10 protein-coding genes are annotated in these 20,841 nt (G+C 40.1%); 7 read left to right on the top strand and 3 right to left on the bottom strand.

Features of this window, described 5'->3' with window-relative positions:
* Window positions 1-16: 16 nt before the first annotated feature.
* From PUQ00_RS22765 to PUQ00_RS22750, 4 genes are read left to right on the top strand one after another with little or no spacing between them, the layout of a single operon-like run.
* Window positions 17-2,386: a CHASE2 domain-containing protein gene (locus PUQ00_RS22765; RefSeq protein ID WP_300421101.1), complete on the top strand. Its 2,370-nt coding sequence runs from the start codon at window positions 17-19 to the stop codon at window positions 2,384-2,386.
* Window positions 2,379-3,380, top strand: coding sequence for a DUF928 domain-containing protein (locus PUQ00_RS22760; protein WP_300421099.1), 1,002 nt, complete (start codon window positions 2,379-2,381; stop codon window positions 3,378-3,380). Before PUQ00_RS22765 ends, PUQ00_RS22760 begins: the two co-directional genes overlap by 8 nt.
* A gap of 41 nt (window positions 3,381-3,421) precedes the next feature.
* Complete coding sequence (locus tag PUQ00_RS22755; RefSeq protein WP_300421098.1) at window positions 3,422-5,761, top strand: filamentous hemagglutinin N-terminal domain-containing protein; 2,340 nt, start codon at window positions 3,422-3,424, stop codon at window positions 5,759-5,761.
* The gene (locus tag PUQ00_RS22750) at window positions 5,701-7,200 is read left to right on the top strand and encodes a ShlB/FhaC/HecB family hemolysin secretion/activation protein (protein ID WP_366145971.1); all 1,500 of its coding nucleotides are present in this window, start codon (window positions 5,701-5,703) and stop codon (window positions 7,198-7,200) included. Before PUQ00_RS22755 ends, PUQ00_RS22750 begins: the two co-directional genes overlap by 61 nt.
* Window positions 7,201-7,365: 165 nt before the next feature.
* Here the strand turns inward: PUQ00_RS22750 and PUQ00_RS22745 are convergent, their stop codons facing one another.
* Window positions 7,366-7,524: a hypothetical protein gene (locus tag PUQ00_RS22745; RefSeq protein WP_300421097.1), complete on the bottom strand. Its 159-nt coding sequence runs from the start codon at window positions 7,522-7,524 to the stop codon at window positions 7,366-7,368.
* Window positions 7,525-7,546: 22 nt separating this feature from the next.
* On the opposite strand from PUQ00_RS22745, the gene PUQ00_RS22740 reads away from it, so the two are divergent.
* The 3 genes from PUQ00_RS22740 (at window position 7,547) to PUQ00_RS22730 (ending at window position 12,824) form a co-directional block, all read left to right on the top strand.
* Window positions 7,547-10,039, top strand: coding sequence for a CHAT domain-containing protein (locus PUQ00_RS22740; RefSeq protein ID WP_300421096.1), 2,493 nt, complete (start codon window positions 7,547-7,549; stop codon window positions 10,037-10,039).
* Between the two features lie 552 nt (window positions 10,040-10,591).
* A complete protein-coding gene (locus tag PUQ00_RS22735; RefSeq protein ID WP_300421094.1) occupies window positions 10,592-11,269 on the top strand; it encodes a hypothetical protein in 678 nt (225 codons plus the stop codon).
* A gap of 616 nt (window positions 11,270-11,885) precedes the next feature.
* Window positions 11,886-12,824 (top strand): extracellular solute-binding protein, encoded by a 939-nt coding sequence (locus tag PUQ00_RS22730; RefSeq protein ID WP_300421092.1) that lies wholly within the window; start codon window positions 11,886-11,888, stop codon window positions 12,822-12,824.
* Window positions 12,825-13,323: 499 nt separating this feature from the next.
* Here the strand turns inward: PUQ00_RS22730 and PUQ00_RS22725 are convergent, their stop codons facing one another.
* Window positions 13,324-14,793 (bottom strand): ATP-binding protein, encoded by a 1,470-nt coding sequence (locus PUQ00_RS22725; protein WP_300421090.1) that lies wholly within the window; start codon window positions 14,791-14,793, stop codon window positions 13,324-13,326.
* Window positions 14,794-14,818: 25 nt separating this feature from the next.
* Window positions 14,819-20,203 (bottom strand): AAA family ATPase, encoded by a 5,385-nt coding sequence (locus tag PUQ00_RS22720; protein WP_300421087.1) that lies wholly within the window; start codon window positions 20,201-20,203, stop codon window positions 14,819-14,821.
* Window positions 20,204-20,841: the final 638 nt, after the last annotated feature.

Raw genomic sequence — 20,841 nt, 5'->3', positions numbered from 1 at the left:
TTTTTGTCGGAGTGTAATGAGTAAGTTAGTTGTCTTGAATTTGGGTAAGGGAGACCTCTACAAAGGCTTTCCTGATGTCACAGTTCAACTTGGGTTTCCAAATGATCAGCGGGCGATGGAATTTCGCGCTAGTTTACCAGCAGCACCAGAAATTTCTCAAGTTTATCGAAATTGGCAAATACTATACTCGGCTCTCTACCGCCATTATGGTTGGTCTGTACGTCTCGAAATTGAAGAGACTGATATTACAAACTTTTCGGAAGTTGAATTTAACGATTTATGTCAGCAATTATCATCTAGAATTAATACTTGGCTAAACTCAGAGCAGTTTCGCAAAATAGACCAAAAGTTACGCACGCAATTAAATCCAAACGAAGAAATTTGCTTTATGATTGCAACTTGTGATAATTTATTGCGGCGGATTCCTTGGCATTTGTGGAACTTTTTTGATGATTATCCAAAAGCCGAAGTAGCGCTTAGTTCCTTAGAGCCACAACGACCAAATAAAATATATACTAAAGAAAATAAATTTAAAATATTAGCGGTTTTTGGCAATAGTAAAGGAATTGATATTAGTCAGGATAAGCAATTTTTAGAAAAATTATCAACCCAAGCTAAAATAAATTTTCTGGTTGAACCACAACGAAAGGAATTAAGTAGCGAACTTTGGGAGAAGGGTTGGAATATTTTATTTTTTGCTGGACATAGTTATAGTCAAGAAAGAGGAGTTCTGCAAATTAATCAAACTACGACAATTACTTTAGATAAATTAAAACATGGACTCAAGAAAGCAATTGAGAGCGGATTACGTTTAGCAATTTTCAATTCCTGCGATGGCTTAGGTTTAGCAGAAGCATTAGAGGATTTACACATTCCCCAAGTCATTGTGATGCGCGAACCAGTCCCAGATTTGGTAGCACAGGAATTTTTAAAACATTTTTTAACAGAGTTTTCTAGTGGGCAATCTTTATACTCTGCACTACGCGAGGCGCGAAAAAGGCTTGAAGGGATAGAAGATAAATATCCCTGTGCAACTTGGTTACCAGTAATTTGCCAAAATCCCTTGTCAGCACCAATGACTTGGCAGTTGCACCGAAAGATGTTCACCACCAAGAGTGTTTTTACAATATTGCTGGCAAGCTTGTTGGTAACTACTTTAGTCATGGGAGGGCGGTATTGGGGTTATTTGCAAACCTCGGAGTTACAGGCTTTTGACCATTTTATGCAGTTGCGATCGCAACTTGTCACAGAAAAAGCTGACGAGCGGATTTTAATTATCACTATTGATGAAGCAGATATTCAGTACCAAATCAATCAAGGAATGCAAATGCGATGGTCATTATCTGACCAAGCACTTGCTCAACTATTGGAGAAATTAAATAAGTATCAACCACGAACTATTGGTTTAGATATTTACCGTGATGGTATTGTAGATCCGAAATATCCAAATTTAGCTACTCGTTTTCAGCAGGATAATCGTCTATTTGTTGTGTGCAAAGTTGCTACTACTGATGACGATGGTGATAGTGATGGTATTCCACCACCTGATAGAGTTCCCAGGAAACGCTTGAGCTTTAGTGATTTTGTGGCAGATGATGAAGTTATTGTTCGCCGTCAGCTTTTATATTTGACTCCTCCCCCAAAATCTCTATGTACCACAGAATACGCTTTTAGTCTACAACTAGCACTTCATTATTTAGATAAAGAAGGCAAAATCTCAAGTGTTACAAAAGAAGGTTATTTACAGATTGGTGATGTTGTGCTTGAGCAATTAAACAAACACACTAGCGGTTATCAAAAAGTGGATGCGTCTGGTTATCAAATATTGTTAAATTATCGTTCTCTCTCCTCTGTTGAAAAAATTACCGAACAAGTTAGTTTGAGAGATGTGTTAGATGAAAAAATCACATTAGAATCAATTGAACTACTTAAAGACCGGATTGTTCTTATTGGTCTTTCTGCCCCCACCAATACAAATGATTATTGGAAAACACCATTCAGTTCCAATGCCAAACCGAAGCAAAAGCAAGTACCGGGGGTAATCGTACAGGCGCAGATGCTAAGTCAAATCCTGAGCGCGGTTTTAGACCGGAGACCTTTATTGTGGTGGTGGTCTGGATGGATGGAGACACTTTGGGTATGGGGATGGTCATTGGTAGGAGGTATTACAGCGTGGTGTTATTTAAAACCATTGCACCTGGGACTGGCGGTGATAGTAGCGCTTTTAACACTATTTGGGTTATGTTTTGGCATTTTTGCACTAGCTGGATGGGTGCCACTTATCCCCTCAGCATTAGCGTTGCTAGCTACCCAAGTAACAGTAATCTCATGGTTTAGACGTTCCCATCTTGGTAAGAAAAAACAATTAAATTTTGATCATGATTAGAAAAAAATTATTAATCCAACCAATTCAACGTGCTTGCGTAATTCCTTTAGTATTCGTTAGTTTGATGAGTTACTCGCAATTAGTGCAGGCACAGCTTTCTAATTCTGACTTTTTACGCTTTGTGGAAAAACCAACGCGAAACCTAACCCCCCAGCCCCCTTCTATACCAGCGAATGGGAAAAATTCAAAGCCTCTACGCCACGTGCAACAAGAGTGGCTCGCCGCCCAACCCAGTGTCTCCTCCTTGCAGGAGAGAGATTTTCCAGACCCCGCTAAAAATCAGCTTCCCGATTCGATTCAAAACACTGTTAAAAATTCGCAATTCCAATCCTTTCAGCAACCGAAATTGCCCAAAAACGGTGCACCTACAGGTCGGCGCAGAGCAGGGGCTGGGCGTAATCCTGAGTGTCCTAGCTCTCTGACACACCTTACTGCTTTAGTACCTGGTGATGGAGGGAAATCATTCTTAGCATCAACAGTTGCAGAATATCCAACTTTTTGGTTTTATGTTCCTGAACTACCAGAGACCGCCCGTTCCGCAGAATTTGTGTTAAATGTACAGGATAGTCAAGATGTACAGAATGTCTATCGAACACCTCTTACTCTGTCTGGAAAACCTGGTATTATTAGCATTACTCCGCCACCACAACGGCAATATTCTTTAAAAGCAGATCAAAGATATCACTGGTACTTTCATATTTATTGTGGTGATCCAGAAAAAACATCTGACAATTTTTATGTAGATGGGTTTGTGCAAAGGCAGGTGCTGACAGAGGCTCTTGATAGTCAATTAAAAACAGCAAAACCAAAAGAGTACATTGCTTATAGTGCTAATAATATTTGGTACGATGCCCTAACTAATTTAGGTCAACTGCACCGCACCAATCTGCAGAATGCAACTCTTAATAAAGATTGGGTTGACTTATTAAATGCAATTGGTTTGCAAGACTTTGCTAAAGAGCCAATTGTACAGGATTACAACTTGGAAAAATAAGACTATTCACATGCTGGAGTTACTGATTTATTGGGGGTGCTATGTCAGGAATAACTCAAGATTGGCGGTGTTGGTGTAGTAGGTTGGTAGTGGGGAGCCTGTTAATTGCTTCTTTACAAGATAGGGTTTTTGCTCAAATTACCCCGGATGCTACTTTGGCTAATAACTCCAGTGTCACAAGGGAGGGTAATATCTTCAATATCACTGGAGGAACACAAGCAGGAAGTAATTTGTTCCACAGCTTTAGCGAGTTTTCTGTTCCTAATAATGGTGCTGCTTTATTTAATAATGCTGTAGATATTCAAAATATTATTAGTCGAGTTACGGGTGGGTCAGTCTCAAAGATTGATGGGTTAATTGGCGCGAAGGGCACAGCTAATTTATTTTTGATAAATCCCAACGGGATTATTTTTGGTCAGAATGCTCAATTAAATATTGGTGGTTCTTTTGTAGGGACTACAGCGTCTGCGATCGCATTTGGCAATCAAGGTTTTTTTAGTGCTTCAAATCCAGAAAGTTCTTCATCGCTGCTAACAGTCAATCCTTCCGCTTTGTTATTTCATCAAATCAAAACCGCATCTATCGAAAATAACTCAATTGCAGACTCTGGCTTAAATCCATCTTCTGAATATATAGCAACAGGTTTGCGCGTACCAGATGGAAAGAGTTTGCTGTTGGTAGGCGGTGATATCAATATGGATGGTGGAGGATTGTTTGCTTTTGGTGGGCGAGTCGAGTTAGGTGGATTAGCAGGTGCAGGTACGGTTGGGCTGAATGGAGATGGTAGTAATCTGAGTGCAAGTTTTCCCGATAATGTAGAAAGAAGTGATGTTTTCCTGAGTAATGGCGCTGGGGTAGCTGTTACTGCTGATGATGGTGGTACTATCACAATTAATGCCCGGAATTTAGAGATGACAGGAGAAAGTGGACTGTATGCAGGGATAGCGACTGGACTTGGTTCTAATAATAGTAAGGCGGGAAATATTGAAGTTAACGCAACAGGAGTAATTAATCTTGACAATGGAAGTGATATTAATAATGTGGTGATAAAAGGAGCAAGCGGACAGGGGGGTAGTGTCCTTATCAGTGCTAGGACGTTGCAAGTAAAAGGTGGGGCACAAATCAGTGCTGCTACATTTGGTAATGGTAAGGGGGGAAATTTAACGGTTGATGCCCAAGATGTGCAACTGATTGGTTCAATCACTAATCCTGAATTACCTAGTGGCTTGTTTACTTCTTCAGGGTCTGAATCAATAGGAGATGCAGGAAATTTAACAATTAAGACTATTACCTTGCTAATAAAAGATGGGGCACAGGTGAATGCTGGTACACGTGGTGTAGGTAAGGGGGGAAATTTAACGGTTGATGCCCAAGATGTACAACTGATCGGTACGAGTGTTGGTTCTCAATTTCCCAGTGCCTTGTTTGCTAATGCAGAGCAAAACTCAACAGGAGATGCAGGAGATTTGACGATAAAAACCAATACCTTGCTGGTTAAAGATGGAGCAGTGGTGGGTACTGCTACATTCAACGGAAGTAAAGGGGGAAATTTAACAATTGATGCTCAAGACGTGCAACTGATTGGTACGAGTATTGATGGTCGTACTCGTGGTTTAGCTACTTCCGCACAACCAAACTCAACAGGAGATGCAGGAGATTTAAATATTAAAACTAATACCTTGTTAGTCAAAGATGGAGCAGCAGTGGGTACAGCTACATTTGGTGCGGGTAAGGGGGGAAATTTAACGATTAATGCTCAAGACGTACAAATCATTGGTGAGTCAGCTGATGGCCAGTTTAGTAGCGGCTTATCTACAGACGCACAGCCATACTCAACAGGGGATGCAGGAGATTTAAATATTAAAACTAATACCTTGCTCGTGGGAGATGGGGCACAAGTTAGTAGTGGAACATTTGGTGCGGGCAAGGGGGGAAATTTAATGGTTGATGCCCAATATGTGCAACTGTTCGGTAAATCAGCCGATGGTCAGTTTAGCAGTGGCTTGTTTGCTGCGGCAGGGCCAGATTCAACAGGAGATGCAGGAAATTTAACTGTCAAAACTAATACCTTGTTGGCAAAAGATGGAGCTGGAATAACCGTGCGGAGTGCCGGAATAGGAACCGCAGGCAATATGACATTAAATACTCGGTCTATCCGCTTGAACAACAATGCCTTTCTTACCGGTAGCACACAAAGTGCTAAAGTTGACCTGAATAGAGCGCAGGCGACAATTAACATTAACTCACAAGATTTAATTATTAGCCACAATAGCAATATCTTCACTAATGGCACTGGGGAAAACGTCATCGGCGGCAACAAATTTTCACTGTTAAGCAGTTTGAAGTCATTGGCAGTACAGTATTCAGCCCAGAAAAATTAAATCAGGTACTTGCTGAGTTTATCAACAAGCCCATAACATTTGCACAATTATTAGAAGCTCGTTCCAAAATTACCGAACTTTATATTAATGCGGGATACGTTACGTCTGGCGCTTATATTCCTGAACAAACTCTTACTACTGGTGTTGTTCAAATCCAGATAATTGAAGGTAAATTAGAGGATATTCAGATAACTGGAACTAGACGACTCAACCCAAATTATATCCGCAGCCGTATAGCTTTAGGCGCATCCACTCCTTTGAATCAAAAACGCCTGCTAGAGTCTCTGCAATTATTGCAACTCAATCCTTTAATTCAAAATTTGTCTGCTGAACTGTCTGCTGGCTCACGTACTGGTGCTAATTTATTGGCTATCAATGTAACGGAGGCAGATACATTCAATGTACAAACAGTGCTGGACAATGGGCGCTCTCCCAGTGTTGGTAGCTTTCGACGCCAACTGCAAATAAACGAAGCCAATTTACTCGGATTGGGAGATAGTATATCGTTAACATATAGCAATACTGACGGCAGTAACACTATAGATACCAGCTATACTTTACCCCTCAATTCTCGCAATGGCACTCTCAACGTCAGCTATGGAACTACATCAGCCAATGTCATTGAACATCCCTTCAATAAATTAGATATTGAATCAGCTTCCCAATATTACGAACTCACATTCCGCCAGCCTTTAGTTCAAACTCCTAACCAAGAGTTCGCTCTTGGGATAACCGCTTCTCGCAGAGAAACTGATATTTCCTCCTCTTTACTGGAAAAGAATAATGTTCCCCTTTTTGAACTTTCACCAGGGGCTGACGAACAAGGACGCACCAGAGTATCTGCATTGCGATTTTTTCAAGAATGGATTTCTCGTAATAGCCAAGAAGTAATTGCCGCTCGTTCTCAATTTAGTTTGGGAATTGGTGCGTTCAATGCCACAATCAATGAGACTGACCCTGATAGCCGCTTTTTCGCTTGGCGAGGACAGGCTCAATGGGTACGCCTCTTAGCTCCTGATACTTTATTGTTAATCCGTGGCGATGTGCAACTGGCTTCCACAACGCTTTTAGCTTCCGAACAATTTGGTTTAGGTGGTATAAACAGTGTACGAGGATATCGTCAAGATTTACTATTAGCAGATAATGGCGCTCTTGCTTCTGTTGAATTGCGGCTACCGATTGTGCGTGTGTCTCAATGGAATGGAGTTCTGCAAGTTACTCCATTTATTGATGTTGGCACTGCTTGGAATAATTCGTCGAGTAAAGATGAAAATAATACTAACACCCTAGCTTCTTTTGGTTTAGGTTTGCGTTGGTTACAAGGTAATAACTTTACTGCTGCTGTTGAGTGGGGTATTCCTTTAGTTTCTGTTCATACTCAAGGTAATACATGGCAAGAAAACGGCTTGTATTTTTTTGTACAATATAATCCTTTTTAAGCTTACGCAAAGTAGCCAGTACGTTGCGCGGATAATACCCGACTTCTAGCAAGTGTTGCCGTGTTGTAGCTACAACATCGCGCAAAGCCGCACAAAGTATTAGAAGATTTTTATAAGAGCTAATTAGATGGAACAAATACAAAATTAAAATTAAAGTTTAGATTTTTATATGAAATTTTTAAAATATTTATTACTATCATCGTTGACTGTGTTTATTTGCATCTTTTTGTCATATTTTTTTGATTCTTCTAATTTTTTAATAATAGCTTTTGCGAAATCTAAAATACTCTCCTCTCCTGTTGTAGGAACAACATCTTTTGTCAACCCCAGGCAGCCTTCTAGCCTAGTGCAGCAAAGTCAAGCACTTTATGAAGCGGGACAGTTTGTGGAAGGGGTACAACTTCTAAAAAAAGCAGCAGGTGAATTTAAAGCTAGTAATGATCTATTGAATGAAGCTATAACTTTAAGCAATCTTTCTTTAGCCTACCAGCAATTAGGACAATGGCAAGAGGCAACTGAAGCGATCGCACAAAGTATTAAACTATTACAAACTCTAAAAGATTCCGACTCTTCACAAGACCAATCACAAATCTTTGCCCAAGCTTTAGATGTTCGAGGTGGACTGGAATTAGCACAGGGGCAAACTGAAGTAGCCCTAAGTACTTGGCAAGAAGCAGCTAAAATTTATCAACACTTAAATGATATATCAGCACTGATTCGCAATCGTATTAATCAAACCCAAGCAATGCAAGCTCTGGGAAATTATCTTCAAGCAGATAAAACCTTAACTTCGGTACGAGAAATTCTCCAAAAACAACCAGATTCTTCTCTGAAAGCCACAGGATTATATAGCTTAGGGAATATCTTGCGAAGTTTGGGTTATTTAAACGATTCGCACAAAATATTAGAAGAAAGTTCTTCTGTGGCTGAGAGAGTGGGAAGTGCGATCGCTCAAAGTAATGCTTTACTTAGTTTGGGTAATACAATCCGCGCTCAAACATCCGCTCAACTTAGTTTGGGTAATACAACCCGCGCCAAGGATTACGCTAGAACAGCAATCCAATACTATCAACAGGCGGCGCAGATTGCATCTGCAATACCTACGGTGCGCCTTCAGGCTCAACTGAATCTATTAAGACTATTGGTAGAGCAAGAGGAATTTAGCACAGCAAAAGCATTATTACCCCAAATTCAGTCTCAGATAGACAATTTACCTCCAAGCCGGACGGCTGTTAACTACCGGATTAACTTTGCCCAAAGTCTGAGCAAAATGATCCAGAACTCAGTTCAGCCAAAAGATGTTGCTAAAATGCTAGCGCAAGCTGTTCAAGTGGCTAAGAGTTTAAAAGATCAACGAACCGAATCTTATGCCCTTGGTACTCTTGGCGAACTATACGAACAAACTGGACAGTTATCTGATGCTAAAGCCCTCACACAACAAGCCTTGGTGAAAGCTGAGTCCATTGATGCCCAAGACATTGCTTATCAATGGCATTGGCAGATGGGACGGATACTGCAAAAGCAATCCAATATCCCAGCAGCAACAAATGCTTATAGTCGAGCTTATAATGCTCTCAAATCCCTTCGTAACGATTTAGTTGCAATTAATCCTGACGTCCAATTTTCTTTCCGCGAAAGCATAGAACCTGTATATCGACAATACGTTGATTTACTGTTGCAACTTCAAGAAAATACTTTTCAAAAGCCAGATAATCTCGTTCAAGCTCGTCAGGTAATCGAATCTATCCAATTAGCAGAATTAGATAATTTTTTTCGTTCGCCCTGTTTGCTACCAAGAGTTGATCTTGATAAATTAGTTGAAAACGAAAAATCCACAGCTGTTATCTATCCAATTATTTTAGATAACCGACTAGAAATTATTACTAGGTTGCCAGGACAAGATAGAATCTACCGTAAAACAACTAAAGTCCCTAAAGATTTTTTAGAAAAAACTGTAGAACAACTACAGAAAGATTTGCCCATTGCTAGCCGGGAGCCTGATGTTAAGCAGCACTCACAACAGTTATATGACTGGTTAATTAAACCGATTGAATCAGATTTTGCAAACAAAGGTATAACATCCCTAGTGTTTGTGTTAGATGGTTCTTTGCGGAATATCCCAATGGCAATTCTTTATGATAAACAACAGCAGAAATATCTGATAGAAAAGTATGCTATTTCTTTGATGCCTGGACTACAACTCCTTGCTCCTAAATCTTTAGACAACGTGCGACTAAACGTTTTAATTGCTGGAGTCGAGCAAGAACGCATGATTGAAGGTAAATATTTTTCGGAACTTTCAAATGTCACACAGGAATTAAAACAAGTTAAATATGAAGTTAAATCAAGTAAAGAACTCTTAAATCAAGAGTTCACTAAAGCTAATCTGCAAAAGCAAATTCAATTTACTCCCTTTTCAATAGTGCATCTAGCTACTCATGGGCAATTTAGCTCAGATATTGAACAAACCTATATTCTTACCTGGGATAGCCTATTAAAAGTTACGGAGTTAGATAGTTTATTACGAGCCACAGGTGAAAGCCGACCAGAGACAATTGAATTACTCGTCCTTAGTGCCTGTAAAACTGCCACGGGAGACAAACGAGCTGCTTTGGGATTAGCTGGAGTTGCGGTACGAGCCGGTGCACGTAGTACATTAGCTACTTTGTGGACAATAGATGATGAATCTACTAGCGACTTTATGGGTGAATTTTATCGACAGTTGGATGCTGGGGTAACTAAAGCCCAAGCTCTGCAACGCGCTCAACTTGCGATTTTAGCTAAAGAAAATCGTCCGTACTTTTGGGCACCTTATGTTCTTCTGGGCAATTGGTTGTAATTTTTTAAAAAAGGTTTACTGGCGATCGCAGTTTATTCTCTCCGTTCTCTAGGACAAGGGGGTACAATAGGTGAGTCTCACTTGTCAACAGTTTATTAGCTTGATACTTCTATATTTATAAGGCAAATAACGACAGCAAGTTTGTATACAATATTAAGCTTCACTATTTTCAAAAGAAATAAAAATTAATTTTGTTAGCGTTTAATTACCATATTATTTGGTATTGTACTCAATAAGTTGGTATTATCTTCAGTAGATTACACAGATACACTTATCCATTTTGAAAGACGCAAATCTAACAAGAGGTTTGCGGCTAAGTTTGGCATCAGGATTCATTAGTTTTTAATAACTCATATTGAAAACTAGCTATTTTGTATCGTCTGGTAAGGAGTTGAAAGTTTAACGATAGAACCGTTATGATTTTTTTGTAACAAAATTTATTGTCAACTTGCTCAGTTTGGGCGATGACGATACTAATTTTTTGTGAGTAAACAGCTTTCAGCAAAACTATCTAATTTTTTCAATATTCAATAGTAAACGGAGAAATGTTTTATGCGTTTTACCCGCACCATACCCATTGCGTCTTTAATACTATCAATACTGGTTTTATGGCAGCCTACTTTAGCTGACTCCAGAAGTGGTCTCCCCTCGGCTAAAGAAGAAAAAATACCATCTCTCTCTGATAAAAATAAGTGTCCCGGAGGTTTTTCGCCTAGTTTTCGCTTGGGTGGAGAAGTCAATAATCCAACCACATATAGCTTGCAGAACCTGAGAAGTTTGCGAGATACTTTAAAAAAACAAAATCCAGCATTAGTTACTGAAATCACTGTGAGTTTTCAAACTGGCTCAGGCCCACAAACAGAAACATACTATGGAGTTCCTTTATGGGAATTGATTAATAATCCGAAAGCCGGAGGGGGTCTCAAACCTGGGAATTCTGGTTTAAATCCTAAAAACTCTTTACTGAGGCAATATGTTTTAGCTGAAGCTACAGATTGCTATGGTGCAGTCGTAGCTATTGGTGAAATTCAACCTAACTTTGAAGCCAAAACAGTGCTAATTGCATATGCAAAAAAAGGTAGTGATGGTAAACTCGTGCCTTTAATAGATGAAGGATTTGCTCGTTTAGTAGTTCCAGGTGACAAAGCTGGAGGTCGTTACGTTAGTAATGTGAGAAATATCCTGATATTATCCGCTCCTGCTTCTCCTTTAAAACCAAAATATTTCTGATGTAGAGGCTAAGGTTGTCGGGAGCATCTCAATGAGTGCAAATATACCAGACATCTCCGAAAAAGAATGTAGAGACGCGAAATTTCGCGTCTCTACAAGGGTTCTAGATAACGCATATTTATTAATTTCTGGAGATGTCTATTACGTACCCTGCGGGAACGCCAAGAACGAACGCAATGACACTTTCTTAACCGAACCGTATTGTCACAAAGCCAACATTTGTCTATATCAGGACTTACGCAATCAAAGCTTGAAACCTCGATCCCCCCTAACCCACGCCAGTCGCCTCAAGTCGGGAAACCCGCCCACAGCGCTGGCTCCCCTTAAAAAAGGGGGGAACTTGAAAGCCACCTTTTTAAGGGGTTTGGGGGATCTCTTCTGCGTAAGTCCTATAGCAATCATATTTGATTTTTGAAATTATCTACGTAGGCGGGGAGTGGGGAGTAGGGAGTAGGGAATAGGGAATAATGAATTAGGCTTTTCGAGTTGTACCGAGCTTTTTCAGAAATCAAATATTAATCCTATATATATAAAGTAATTGACATTTTTCCAACTTAGTTGGTAATCTTAGCCTCAAGGAGAAAATACCCAAAAACTTGGAGATTTTAGCGAACAGATGAAAAAATATTTTTTGACAGGTTCTTTGGTAGTTTGTGCCTTTAGTGCTCTGATACCAAATCAAGCTTTTGCCGCCAATCTCAACTTATATGGAGCAGGTAGTTTAAGAAATGCACTAACGGAAGTCAGCCAAGACTTCACCCAAGAAACAGGAATAGGAACGAATACACTATTTGGCCCATCAGGGATTAGAGAGCAAGCAATAGAAACAGAACTCGAACTTGGACAGCCTACTGCTGATGTCTTTGCTAGTGCAGATATTGGAAATCCCCAAAAACTCTACATTAAGGGGTTGAGCAGTCAGCCAGTGGAATTTACTCAAAACCAGATTGTAGCAGTGTTTTCCTCAAAGTATTCCCAGGCACAAATTACACCAAGTCAGGTATTAGATTACTTACTAAATCCCAACATCAAGTTGGGAACTTCAACACCTATATTAGATCCTCTTGGAGACTACACTCAACAGATATTTACTCAAGCTAATTCAAAAATTCCTGGTAGTTTTGAAACCCTCAACAATAAAGCCTTGCGATTAACAGGTGGAACGAATTCCCCAATAGTTCCATCAGGACAGGACAGCTTAGAGTATTTTCTAGACAAGACTCAGCAAGCAGATGTTTTCTTAACTTACTATACTGGGGCGATCGCATCGCAAAAAATTGATCCGAGTCTGCAAGTAGTTGGGCTACCAGATTATTTGTCTGTTCCAGCGCCATTTGGTTTAACAGTTATCAAAAATGCTGACCCGAATGCACAGAAACTAGCAGATTATATTTTGTCAGAGAAAGGACAGCAAGTTTTGCATAAGTATGGATTTATTAGCCCCACCAAATCAGTACCAGAACCCAACTATGTTTGCGGACTATTACTAAGTGCGGCTATGGGTTTAGCACTTCAGAAAAAATTGGCAGAGCCAAAACAAAAGATACAAGTTTAAAATCTTGGATAAACGGAATAAAAATTGCAGCGATAGGAAAATGATTGTTGGTAGCGACAATCATTTGTAATCTCATGTTAGAGTTTATTTATACTAGTAATATACACCGCAATTTTCAACGCCTAAGTATCTTAATTATCCATGAAGACAAATATTTTTCGTCCATAAAAATACTAGATTTGCATTTTGATCGGGCTGTTTGAGCATTCAACACACTACTCAAATTCCATTATTGGTTTTCGCCAATGAGCATACTTCCAATTGTTTAATTAGGGTTGCGATCGCACAAGGCTCATATGGTAATATATTTTGCTGTGGAAGCTGGACTAATAAATTATTGCTATCAATTAAACTTGAGTATAATTAAATATTACTCTATTCAAAATAGCGGAAAAAATAGTCAAAATTAGGTTTATTAATAATCAATATTTGTATGGGCTAACTATTGATTATTAATAAAGTTTTTTATCTGATTTATTGAGCAGTTTCGCACTCCTGACTAGTCTAAACTCCAAATAAAAATATCGATGACAAACTCTGTACCTTTGCCTGGTGCGGAAGAGCAGGTTAAATTACCTCCATGCTGTTTCACCACAATCGAGTAGCTAATCGATAATCCCAAACCTGTGCCACTGCCCACAGGCTTAGTGGTAAAAAAAGGATTAAATATTCTCTTAAGTATTGATTCACTCATCCCTAGACCATTGTCAGCGATGCGAATCAGTACTCTATTAGCATTCTGAATTTCAGTGCGAATGCGAATTGTCGGCAGGGAAAATGTTTCACTTGTGATTCCCCAGTCGCCAGTCCCTATTTCCAAAGCATCAATTGCATTACTCAAGATATTCATAAATACCTGATTGAGGGCACCGACATAGCAGTTAACCAAAGGCAGTTGACCATATTCCTTAATCACCGCGATCTCTGGATGCTGACCATTAGCTTGGAGTCGGTGTTGTAAAATTAACAGAGTGCTATCAATGCCGGAGTGAATATCTACTGGTTTAATTTCTGCTTCATCTAAGCGGGAGAAGTTACGCAGTGATTCAACAATATGTTTAATACGGTTAGATCCAGCTTGCATTGAGTCGAATAGTTTAGGTAAATCCTCCATCAAAAACGGGAAATCAATAGACTCTGCTGTAGTTTGGATCGCCTGCACTGGAGTGGGATAATGTTCTTGATAAGTTTTGATAAGTTTTAACAGACCCTGCACATAAGTTTCTGTATGAAATAAGTTGCCATAAATGAAGTTTATCGGATTGTTAATTTCGTGAGCAACTCCTGCAACCATTTGTCCCAAAGACGACATTTTTTCTGCTTGAATTAGTTGAGTTTGAGTTTGTTGAAGATAATCTAAGGCTAGGGTTAGTTCAGAATTCCGGTTCTCTATTGTGAGGATATTACCGTAGGAACGAAGAGAAGAAATCACCACTGTAATCAGTTTTTGCCGTGTCAGTTCTGTTTTGAGCCGATAGTCGTTAATATCGTAGTCCAGAATCACCGAGGCTTCCGGTGCTTCTCCAGGCTGACCTGTACGTAAAATAATTCGTACATGATAGTTATGCAATTCTGCTCGAATATACTGAACCAGCTGCAATCCAGCATCATCTGTTTCCATAACGACATCTAGCAAAATTAACGCCGTATCTGGATGTGTCTGGATTAAGTACTTTGCTTGTGCACCAGAGTGGGCATGGAGAAACGTCAGACGTTTACTCTCAAAAGTGCAATCTTCGAGTGCCAGGATTGTGGCTCGATGAATTAATACATCGTCATCCACGATCAAGACTTTCCAAACTGCTACAGGTGTTGGTGGAGAGTTTGGAACCGCTTGGGAACCACTATTATCTTCATTGGTTGGTTCTTCGCCATTCTCATCTGCAAACATAAACGTATCATCGTTGTCCGCAAAGACGAAAAAAGCATCAGTTGCTGAATTGGAAACCCTTTGATTTTCGCTGGGCATATTCGATCATCCCTAATTCTGGCGTTCATGAAGTAACCTGTGGCTCAAGTGGAAGGGTTACTATAAATAGAGTTCCCTTCCCAACTTCGCTTTGCACATTGATTCTTCCCCCCAATTTTTGGGTGACTAGATTGTAGACAATATGCAGTCCTAGTCCTGTTCCACCGCGATGCCTTGCGGTGGTGAAGAAGGGTTCAAAAATACGGCTCAGATGCTCTTCAGGAATACCACAGCCATGATCACGGTACTGAATGATCACCTGATCGGCTTGCTGTAAGACCTGAAAGTGCATTTCCCCAGATTCTTCGGGCTGATATGCGTGCATGAGAGAGTTCATCACCAAATTAGTGACAACTTGTGCCAATGCTCCTGGATAACTGCTAATGGTTACAGTATCATCGCCAGTTATAGTTACCGTATGTAGTGTTTTTCTTAAATTTGGTGCCAAACTAAAAAGCGTTTCTTCCAGATAAACTTTAACCCTAATAGTGCGTTGCTCTAGGTTGGTTTGATCGACAGCAACCTGTTTGAAACTTTGCACCAACTCTGCCGCACTATTAAGGTTTGTCAAAATAATGTCTCCACATTCTTTAGCAATGTTCAGATAGTTGGTCAAATCTGCCCGTTTCAGCTGTCCCTGCTCAACTGTTGTGATCAGAGCGGTAGTTTTATCAATCAGGGTCGATACCAGTGTGATGCTAGTACCAACAGGCGTGTTAACTTCATGAGCAACCCCTGCCACCAAGCTACCTAAAGCAGCCATTTTCTTGGATTCAACGAGATGATCTTGAGTCGTTTTGAGTTCTTCTAGCACTTGGGAAAGTTGTTGAGTGCGATCACTAACTTTCTGTTCGAGAGTGTTGTAGAGATTAGCATTTTCGAGCGAAATGGCAGCTTGAGATGATAGGAGTTTGACAATTTCCAACCGATCTGGTGTAAACGCTTCCGTAGCCAGGTTATTTTCCAGATATAAAATTCCCAGTAGTTTACCCTGATGCACGATCGGATTACATAGTAGGCTCTTGGGCTGGTGCTTTCTGATGTATAAATCAGCCATCAGAACAGCTTCTATTCTGGCATCAGCGATGACAAGGGATTGTAGACTGCGTTTGACAATGTAAATCAGACTTACAGGAATATCAAAACTCTGATCTATTGGCAGTGCTGGGCCAATGCTGGGTTCTTGTCCTAGTTGGGCGATCGCTTCTACTCGCAAGTCATTCTCCTGCATCAACATCAGCACACATTTACTGGCTCCAGCATTGGTCATAATCGCATTCAGCAAGCTAATGAGCAATTTGTCTAACTGAATCTCGCTAGAGACGCTCTGGGACGCTTTCAGGATGGTGGCAAAATCCCAGGCTTCAGAGATAAAAGTGCTGCTGGAGCTAGATGTTTGCGTCGGTTGATGAATCGTGCGGGCCGGTATAGCGAGGGTTTCTAAGGGCTGGAGAGTGAATTGCTTTTGTTGCAGAATAAATTGTAGTAATTGCGGATAACGTGTTTCCAAGTCATCGATTTTAGCTTTGGCATCCCAACGAGTGTAGCAGTAGTAGGCTTCTTGGATATAAGCTTGAGCCACCTTTTCTTTTCCCCACTTGAGGTAGAATTTGGCTGCCAGTTCATTGCTAAGTGCTTCTTCGTTGAGGTAGCCGTTTTCTTTAGCTACTGCAATGGCGCGATCGTAATACTCTATTGCTTTGAGTGTATCTCCCATCACCCGCGCTGTTTCTGCCTCAACTAAATCATACTTGTGCTGGAAATTGGCTCCAGCATGATCAGCCCAGTAGCGCATAAGTTTTTGGTTGGTAAATACCTGATTCAGCCAACGTTCTTGCTGGTTACGATCTGCCTCCTCTGGACAAACTTGGCGCGAGCAGTTTGAATACCGTGCAAGTAAAGACAAAGAATAGTAAAAGTTATGTCCGGCAACAAGTAGTGGACCAAAGGCTCCATCTACAAACTCAGTGGCTTGCTCTGCATTAATTACAGCCTGTTCATACTTTTCAAAGGTATAAAGTATAACTGTTTTGGCTACATAGGTGGCAAATAGTGACTGATGATTATGGGTGTTATGAAAATGCAGTAGCATTTCTGTCTCATCAAAATCAATTCCAGTCAGGTAAAGCTGGTCAGAGGTTTGTCCGAGTAAATTTAAAGTGAGTTGCCTCCAAATATAAGCATAATCAACACAATGCTTTTGTTTGAAGTTTAAAAGTAAATCAATATATTTTGCTTGCCTTTTCTCAACAGAATTTAGAGGTTCTCCAATCAAGAATAAATGTGTACACTCAGCCATCATTGAATAGCTAGCGTTTTCCATGTCTCCAACCTCTAGTCCACACTGGATACTTTCTCGTAACAATTGAATAGTATTTCGACCATGCTCCTTGCAAGCACAGATAAAAGCACCAAAGAGCATATAAATTTCGGAGCTAAGTTCTTTGGCATCGTATTGCTCTAGTAACTCTAGAGATATCTGACCTGAGTGATAAGCAGCGTCTACATCTTTGATTACAGCACACAGAAATAAGCCATAAATTCCGTAGACATAAGCAGCCAATGATGAATGTCCCTGCTCAAGACAAAGATGAAGCATTGTCAGCGCCACTGACGGGAACATATCCGGTTTGACATGATGAATAGGAGGGGTAATGCTACTCAGCAACCGGAGTGCAGCCAGAGATTCAGGATTGGTCATCTCTGGAATATTGGCTAAACTTGTCAACTCTGGTAGTCGCTTTAAATAATTCTCCTGCTCTGCATCAGGTAATATCAACAAAATTTTTAATTGCTCTAGTGCTTTTAACCCTGTTTCAATAGCTTGAACTTGCCGATCTTGAGCAATATAAATTTGAACTTTTAGCTCATAGGTTTTAATTCTGTCCAACAAATGCGTAGTTTCCTGCAATATCAAGTCTGTTAGACTAATAGCTTGTTCAAAGTGGGTATTTAAGTATTCTGCTTCTGCGGCTTCCTCATACAGCGCCAGCGTCAGAGCATATTGATTTTGCCAGCTATCTGCTGCTAGCAGTTTTATTCCTAGCATTAAATACTGAACCGCAGCAGTATAGGCAGTGGAAGCCTTAGCTTTCCGTGCAGCTAACAGATTTAACTGAGCTAGTTGATTGCGTTCAGTCTGTTGAGTAATTAACCCCAACCCCATGTTCAATTGACTAACAATCTGAAAAATCTTTTCTTGTTGCTCGTTCCCAGAAATATTATTTAACAGTAGCTTCCCCAGTTTTAAGTGAGTAGTTTGTTTTTCATCTTCAGGAATTAACAAATAAGCAGCTTGTTGCACGCGGTCGTGTAAAAACTTATAAGTAACTGCTTGTGAGCTTTGTTGAGCAATTGTTTGATTTTCTTGACCCACATAGAATTTGTAAACTTCAGTTTGAGGTAAAATTAACCCTTCTTGTAAAGCTTTCCATAAGGCTGTTGCGGTTTCGGCTTCTGACATTTGGGAGATATTCGTAGAGCTTGCACCTCGCGCGATCGCCAAGGTTGCTAAGTCAAATTCGTTACCAATGCACGCCGCTAATTTCAACACATCCTCCGTTGCTGTTGGCAACTTCTGCAACTGCAATGCCATGAATTCAACAACATCATCCGTTAGAGCTAAGGCTTTCACTTGAGGAATGTTACACTGCCAATTTCTCTGATCAAAATCAAACTCTATCAGCCCATCTTCATGCAGTGCTTTGAGAAATTGCGTACTAAAAAATGGATTTCCCTTGGTCTTTTGATATACAAGTTGAGTTAATGGTTGTGCAACTTCTGGCGAACAACACAAGGTATCAGCAACTAGTTGATTTAAACTTACCGCACTCAATGGTGCTAGTATAATAATGTTAATCGTGACTTGGGCTTTAGCAATCTCTTCTAATGCCAACATCAAAGGATGAGCAGTAGAAACCTCATTGTCGCGGTAAGCTCCAATTAATAATAAATACCCACCTTCTGAATCATTCATCAGCAACTTCATTAACTTTAAAGATGCTGAATCTGCCCACTGTAAATCATCCAAGAAAATCACCAGAGGATGTTCTTTTGTAGTGAATACTTGGATAAACTTTTGAAATAGTAAATTAAAGCGATTCTGGGCAGCAGTTCCAGACAAATTGGGCGCAGGTAGTTGTTGACCGATAATTTTTTCTAGTTCTGGAATTACCTCAATAATGACTTGCCCATTATCACCCAGCGCTGCTAATATTTTGGTTTTCCAAGCTGATAATTGGGTATCATTTTCACGGCTCAATTGCCCCATTAAATCTCGAAACGTCTGTACAAAGCCAGAAAAAGGAATATTACGATTAAATTGGTCAAACTTGCCTTTGATGAAGTAGCCCCGTTGTTCAACAATCGGCTTATGGACTTCGTTAATAATCGCCGTTTTACCAATCCCAGAAAACCCTGCGACTAACATCAGTTCCGTCTGATGATTAGTAACGCGGTCAAATGCTTCTAGCAAAGTTTTCACCTCCTCTTCCCGACCATAGAGTTTTTCGGGAATAATGAAGCGATCGCTAACATCCCGTCGCCCAATTGAGAAACTTTCAACTTTGCCCGTTTGCTGGAGTTGATGCAAACAAGTTTCTAAATCATATTTTAGCCCGAATGCACTCTGATAGCGGTCTTCGGCATTTTTCGCCATCAATTTGCTGACAATTTCTGAGAGTATCGGCGCAATTTGTGGATTAATCTCATGTACCAAAGGTGGAAGTTTGGCAATATGGCAATGTACTAACTCCATCACATCGTTTGATTGAAACGGTAATTGTCCCGTCAGTAACTCGTAAAAAGTTACACCCAAAGAATAAAAATCTGTGCGATAGTCAATCCCCCGGTTCATTCGTCCAGTCTGTTCTGGCGAAATATAAGCAAGTGTTCCTGCCAATACATTCGGACTGATTAAAGTTTGAGTTGACCGTGGCAGCAGAGATGCAATACTAAAGTCAATTAATTTAACCTGTTTTGTTTCTGGATGAATCAGAATATTGGCAGGTTTAATATCTTTATGAATAATCCGATCGCGAATTAGAATATCCAAGGTGTCACACAGAGATATAGCCAAAAGCAAAAATTCCATGAGTGGATGTTGCTTTGCCCCCATCTCCCTTTCCAGGGAAATTCCCCCAAAGTCTTGCATTACCAGTGCATAGCCATTCTGGTAAGGTTCCAGGCTGTAGGTTTGGATGATCAAAGGTGAGTTGAGATTTTTAGCGATCGTGTATTGATTGCGAAACTGTACTAGTTCAGAAAAACTCGGATAAGGATTTTTCAGCAGCTTGATGACCACAGGTAATGAGTCAATCTCTCGAACTGCTCGATAAACTAGGGTTCTAGAACCGTTGTAGAGTTCTTCGCTGACTTGATAGCCGGGAATGGTAACTACACTGCTAATCATAATTCTTTTGAATTTTTAAGACCTTAGCATTTAGTATTCCCAGATATATCAGTCCGCTTTGATTTTTAAAATTATTTGCGTAGACAGTGAGTAGGGAGTAGGGGTGGGGAGTGGGGAATGGGGAAGAAGCCTTTTCGGAGTGTACTGATTTTTTTCAAAAATCAAATAGGAGTCCTATATGTCCGCTTAGTAAGAGATTAATTGCGCTTTTGTGAAGATGGTGGGGAAAAAGGGACTCTCTCCAGCTTGGAGACTGGCTTTCGCTCGGCTTTTACTATTCTTAAATCTTGATTCTCTTTTGCAGCAAAATACTTAACGGAGTCAAGTCGCTTTGCTCCAATTAAAAATTATTAATTAAAAATTGCAAGACGCTCGAGGACTCGCTAACGCTTCGCTATCAGTGGTTGCTCTGAACCCACCACTGATTGTAGACCACTGAATCTTTGATTTAGGTGATTTCTGATGAAAAAAATACCTATGTTGTCGAAACCAACGGTTATGGTAATTTTATTACTAGAATTCACCTTAGTAGTTGCTGTGTACCCCAAATTAATTAATTAAAAATTATCAAACAGAATAAAGATGCCAGTCGCCAGAATTCACTTGGGTATTTTGTGCGACTGGTGGATGAATAAACG

This window comes from Nostoc sp. S13, assembly GCF_029379315.1.
Taxonomy (GTDB): domain Bacteria; phylum Cyanobacteriota; class Cyanobacteriia; order Cyanobacteriales; family Nostocaceae; genus Nostoc.
The sequence above is the reverse complement of the archived record's forward strand: the minus strand, read 5'-3'. Positions and strand labels throughout refer to the sequence as shown.

What these genes read in the sequence shown, in the direction of transcription:
- PUQ00_RS22765 (WP_300421101.1), top strand. Translation starts at nt 17, where the DNA reads ATGAGTAAGTTAGTTGTCTTGAATTTGGGTAAGGGAGACCTCTACAAA.
- PUQ00_RS22760 (WP_300421099.1), top strand. Translation starts at nt 2,379, where the DNA reads ATGATTAGAAAAAAATTATTAATCCAACCAATTCAACGTGCTTGCGTA.
- PUQ00_RS22755 (WP_300421098.1), top strand. Translation starts at nt 3,422, where the DNA reads ATGTCAGGAATAACTCAAGATTGGCGGTGTTGGTGTAGTAGGTTGGTA.
- PUQ00_RS22735 (WP_300421094.1), top strand. Translation starts at nt 10,592, where the DNA reads ATGCGTTTTACCCGCACCATACCCATTGCGTCTTTAATACTATCAATA.
- PUQ00_RS22730 (WP_300421092.1), top strand. Translation starts at nt 11,886, where the DNA reads ATGAAAAAATATTTTTTGACAGGTTCTTTGGTAGTTTGTGCCTTTAGT.
- PUQ00_RS22725 (WP_300421090.1), bottom strand. Translation starts at nt 14,793, where the DNA reads ATGCCCAGCGAAAATCAAAGGGTTTCCAATTCAGCAACTGATGCTTTT.
- PUQ00_RS22720 (WP_300421087.1), bottom strand. Translation starts at nt 20,203, where the DNA reads ATGATTAGCAGTGTAGTTACCATTCCCGGCTATCAAGTCAGCGAAGAA.